This window comes from Specibacter sp. NPDC057265 (assembly GCF_042668835.1).
Classification (GTDB): domain Bacteria; phylum Actinomycetota; class Actinomycetes; order Actinomycetales; family Micrococcaceae; genus Specibacter.
In genome coordinates, this window is record NZ_JBHUYE010000042.1 from 1 (window position 1) to 4,436 (window position 4,436).

The window sequence follows — 4,436 nt, forward strand, 5'->3', positions numbered from 1 at the left end:
GCCGGGCACTGGATCCAGTGCCCGGCAACGGCGGCCATTTTTTGTACGCTGCAGGCGTTGGCGGGTTAGGCCTGCAGCAGCGGACCAAACGCTGAGCGGTCGCCTTGGCGTGGATCTTCCCTGTCCCGCACCACCATGATGGGGCCCTTGGCGTGGTGGCGGACGCCGTCGGTGGTGGAACCAAGCATCATGCCGGCAAAACCGCCCCGCCCGCGCGTGCCCATGACCACCAGCTCACAGCTTTCCGTGGCCTGGACCAGCGTTTCCACGGCTGAGCCTTCCACCAGCTGCACCTCAATGGGCAGTGTGGGGAAATGGCTGCGCAACCACTTCTCGCCGGCGTCGAGCTGTTCCTGTATCTCGGCAAAGAGCGACTCGCGGTCCACGGGCGCGGGCATCCACGCCAGGGATCCGGTGTAGGGCTGCACCGCGCAAATGATGCGCAGGGAACTGCCGGACCTCTGTGCCTGTTCGGCGGCCAGCAGCACCGCATAGCGGGCCTGATCGGAACCATCCACGCCCACCGCCACCACTTTTTCCACCGGCGGGGTGGCGCGGGCATCCGCAGCCCCCTGCCCCAACCGCTGGGCGCACTTCAATGGGACCGTAACGGTGGGACACTTTGAATGGGCCGGCAGGGCACTGCTCACGCTGCCCAGCAGCCTGCCCAGGAAGCCGCCGCGGCCGCGGGAGCCAAAAACCAGCAGTTGGGCGCTCTCACTCATTTCCAAGAGGACGCCGGCAGCATCACCGTTTTCCACGCGGGCGTCCAGTTGGACGTTGAGGTGCGCAACTTTTGCCGCTGATTCGCGTAAAACCGCTTCAGCACCCTGCCGGATCACGTCGTCGTCGATGGTGGCGTACCCGCCGTCCAGACCCGAGGCAGCGAAGATGGGCACCGTATAGGCAGTGACCATATGGAGCGGCAGCTGACGGATCTGGGCCTCGCGGGCGGCCCAGATCAAGGCGCAGTTGCTTTGTTCGGAACCGTCAATGCCCACCACAATCCCGGTGGGTGCAGCTGCCGCTGCGGATGCCGCTTCCTGCTGTGATTCCTGCGGGCTGCTCATGATGCGCCTCCTCATGCTGGTGCGCCGGAAGGGGGTGCAGCTGAGCCTCAGCGCCTCCCCATCGCGGCCTTTACCTGTGACTATTGCCGCTTCCGCAGGGCGCGTCAAGTTCACTGCAGAGGACGTGAAAAAGCAGGGGAAAAATTTTCCTACCCATGGGCACAAAAGTTCTGTAGGGTTCGAAGTGGTCTCGAACCCCAAGCGCCTTGCGCCACTTTGCTGCGGGGCGAGGACTGCTGTACAAATACCTACCGGACCCAGTGCTCCCCCAGCTGGCCAGCCGTTCTTGGTTCTCCCACCGTTCGAGGAGGCATTCGCTTTGACAGTTGCACCTGCCCTGCCCAGCGCGCAGCAAACCACCACCATCGTGATCGGCTCAGGCTTCTCCGCTTTGGCCGTGGCTGCCGAGCTGAACCGCCAAGGCATTGACGCGATCATGATTGACGGCTTTGGCCCCACCCAGCCATACACCGCCCCCGTCACTGGCGGGATCAGCCTGGCCGAGCTGAGTGAACGCAGTCAGGTGCTGCGCATTCTGGAGCATTACGCACGCCGCCACCGCCTGGACATCCGCCCCGCCACCCGGGCCATGGAGCTGAACTGCGGGGCGCAAAAGGGTGCACCAGGCCCCCGCCAGTGGCAGGTGCGCACCGCTTCGGGGACCCTCACCGCACGCAGCGTGGTGTTCACCCGGAGCGCCTTGGCCCAGTTGCGGCGTCTTCTCCACACCATGGGCATCACCACGGCAACGGATGTGCGCATCCACATGCAGGCCCTTGGTTTGTACTTGGTGGGCGTCGGGGAAGTGGCCATCCCCAGCACGGCCGAGATCCTGCACCAGGCAAGGCGGGCCAGCCAGTCCATCAAGTCCCGTCTGGCGCTCCCTGAAGGGCCCCTGGCGGGTGCGTTTGCCTAATGCGCACCCCGTGGCCGCTGTTGTGGAGAGTTAGTCCTCGCTGGAAAGCCGACGGCGGGCCGCGAGCACCATGGCCACCACCAGCCCCACCAGCACCACCATCAGGGCAATGACGCTCCACGGCACGGCGCTTGTGTCAGTGACGGCATCAGCGGCCACCTCGGGCACTGCGGAGACTGAAGCCACGGGACCTGCACCAATGGCCGGAGCCGTTTGCGCAACCGCACCGGGCGCCGCGCCGGCGGCCGTTGCGGTGAAGCTGAATTCGCCTTCGACGGGGTGTGAATCGGAGGAGACAAGACGCCACTTCACGGTGTAACTGCCGGCAGGCGCTCCCGGGCGGACAGCTTGGCTGGCCACGGCGTCCAGCACGGTGACGTCTCCCTGAGCCCAATTGGTGCCTGCCTGGTCCAGCACCAGAACCTGCGAGCCAATGGTTGCGGGGGTGTTGCTCATGCTGATTTCAATGGTCTGTGGCACTGTCGCCACGGTTGTGCCGTTGGCAGGCGAGGTGCCTGTCACGGAATCGTGCGCCAGGGCAGCCCCGGAAGCTCCCATCACCACAAGCAAAGCACCGAGAAGTCCTGCCATCAGGCGCCCCACGAGACCTTGCAGTGTCATATTGGTCTCACAAAAATGGTGGCGGGCAAGAATTTTCACAGCCATTTTCCTTCGTTAGTTACTAGGGCGACCATGTTACGGTACCCCAGAACCATGGGAGTTTCCCTAGGGCCAGCCCCGGCTCAACACTAATGAAGCACCAGCGCCGGGCACGGACGCGCTGATTGTCACCCAGACAAACCTCGTTGGGGACGGTATGCTTCGCACCGGCACCACGGGCTAGTATTTCTTCTCGATACTATTCCCCTCACTTCGCCCGGAAGGCTCTTCATGGCTACCCCCACGGACACGCGTCTGTCAGCGGTCGACAAATATTTCAAGATCACTGAGCGTGGTTCCAACTACTCCCGCGAAATCCGCGGCGGTTTCGCCACGTTCTTTGCCATGAGCTACATCGTGGTGTTGAACCCGCTGATTCTCGGTGGCGCGGACTCGGCAGGCGCTGAACTGGGGCTGGAGCGCATTGCGGCCGTCACGGCATTTGTGGCAGGTGTCCTAACCATCCTGATGGGCGCCTGGGCCAAACATCCCTTCGCGCTGGCGGCCGGACTGGGCGTCAACGCGTTCATTGCCGTCACAGTTGCCACCAACCCCGGACTGACCTGGCCTGACGTCATGGGTCTGGTGGTGCTCTCTGGAATCACCATGTTTATTCTGGTGCTGACCGGATTCCGTACAGCGGTGTTCAGAGCCGTTCCGGAAGGCCTGAAAACAGCCATTGTGGTGGGCATCGGCATGTTCATTGCCTTGATTGGTCTGGTCAATGCCGGATTTGTGCGCCGCATCCCCGACGTGGCCGGCACCACGGTACCGGTGGGACTGGGTTTTGATGGCAAGTTGCTGGGCTGGCCCACCCTGGTGTTCCTGATCGGTCTGGTGCTGACCATAGGTTTGGTGGTCCGCAAGGTCAAGGGCGGGATCCTCATTGGCATCCTGGTCTCCACCCTGTTGGCCAACATTCTGGAAATGACGTTGAAAATTGGTCCCAGCTTTGATGGCACCACCACCAACCCACAGGGCTGGTCACTGGTCTCGCCGCAGCTTTCCGCCTGGTCCTGGCCCGACCTGTCCCTGATTGGACAGGTCAACATCTTTGGCGCCTTCAGCAAGTTGGGAGCGCTCGCTGCACTGTTGCTGGCCTTTGTGATTTTGCTGAGCATCTTCTTCGACGCCATGGGAACCATGGTGGGGCTTGCCTCAGAGGCCGGCAGCATTGACAAGGACGGCAACATTCCCAATGTGGACCGGGTCTTGCTCGTTGATGCCTTTGGCGCCATTGCCGGTGGTGGCGCCTCCGGCTCCTCCAATCAAATCTATGTGGAGTCCGGGGCCGGCATTGGTGAAGGTGCCCGAACCGGCCTGGCCTCGGTGGTGACGGGCCTGCTGCTGCTGGCGGCCATGTTCGCCACCCCGCTGATTAAGCTGGTTCCCTTTGAGGCCGTGGCCCCCGCACTTGTGGTGGTTGGCTTCATGATGGTCTCCCAGGTGGGCAAAATTGACTGGTCGGACTGGGGCATTGGCATTCCTGCGTTCCTGACCTTCACCCTCATGCCCTTTACCTATTCCATTGCCAACGGCCTGGGTGCAGGCTTCATCTCCTTCGTGCTGATCCGCCTGTTTCAGGGCCGCGCCAAGGAAGTCCACCCCTTGATGTGGGCAGTGGCCGGGGCCTTCATACTGTTCTTCGGCATTGGTGTGGTGGAGGACCTGTTCGGCGTCAGTTAGCCTGACCGCCATGGCAGTTGTTGGACCGTCCCCCATTTGGGGGGGGACGGTCCAACAAAAGGCAATTTTTGTTAATGTAAGTGAACAACGGGTGCCCCACCATA

At 62.6% G+C, this 4,436-nt stretch carries 4 protein-coding genes; 2 read left to right on the forward strand and 2 right to left on the reverse strand.

Annotation, left to right across the window (positions count from 1 at the left end; all coding sequences use genetic code 11):
- Positions 1-65 precede the first annotated feature (65 nt).
- Positions 66-1,070 carry a universal stress protein gene (locus ACFUCV_RS14855; protein ID WP_380817092.1) on the reverse strand — a complete coding sequence of 335 codons (1,005 nt, stop codon included), beginning with the start codon at positions 1,068-1,070 and terminating at the stop codon, positions 66-68.
- A gap of 319 nt (positions 1,071-1,389) precedes the next feature.
- Between ACFUCV_RS14855 and ACFUCV_RS14860 the strand changes: the two genes are divergently transcribed.
- Complete coding sequence (locus tag ACFUCV_RS14860; protein ID WP_380817094.1) at positions 1,390-1,986, forward strand: FAD-binding protein; 597 nt, start codon at positions 1,390-1,392, stop codon at positions 1,984-1,986.
- Positions 1,987-2,016: 30 nt separating this feature from the next.
- Here the strand turns inward: ACFUCV_RS14860 and ACFUCV_RS14865 are convergent, their stop codons facing one another.
- Positions 2,017-2,646, reverse strand: coding sequence for a copper resistance protein CopC (locus ACFUCV_RS14865; protein WP_380817096.1), 630 nt, complete (start codon positions 2,644-2,646; stop codon positions 2,017-2,019).
- A gap of 231 nt (positions 2,647-2,877) precedes the next feature.
- Between ACFUCV_RS14865 and ACFUCV_RS14870 the strand changes: the two genes are divergently transcribed.
- Positions 2,878-4,332: an NCS2 family permease gene (locus ACFUCV_RS14870; protein WP_380817098.1), complete on the forward strand. Its 1,455-nt coding sequence runs from the start codon at positions 2,878-2,880 to the stop codon at positions 4,330-4,332.
- Positions 4,333-4,436: the final 104 nt, after the last annotated feature.

Excerpts from the sequence above, each read along its gene's own strand:
- ACFUCV_RS14855 (WP_380817092.1), bottom strand. The coding sequence starts at position 1,070 with ATGAGCAGCCCGCAGGAATCACAGCAGGAAGCGGCATCCGCAGCGGCA.
- ACFUCV_RS14870 (WP_380817098.1), top strand. The coding sequence starts at position 2,878 with ATGGCTACCCCCACGGACACGCGTCTGTCAGCGGTCGACAAATATTTC.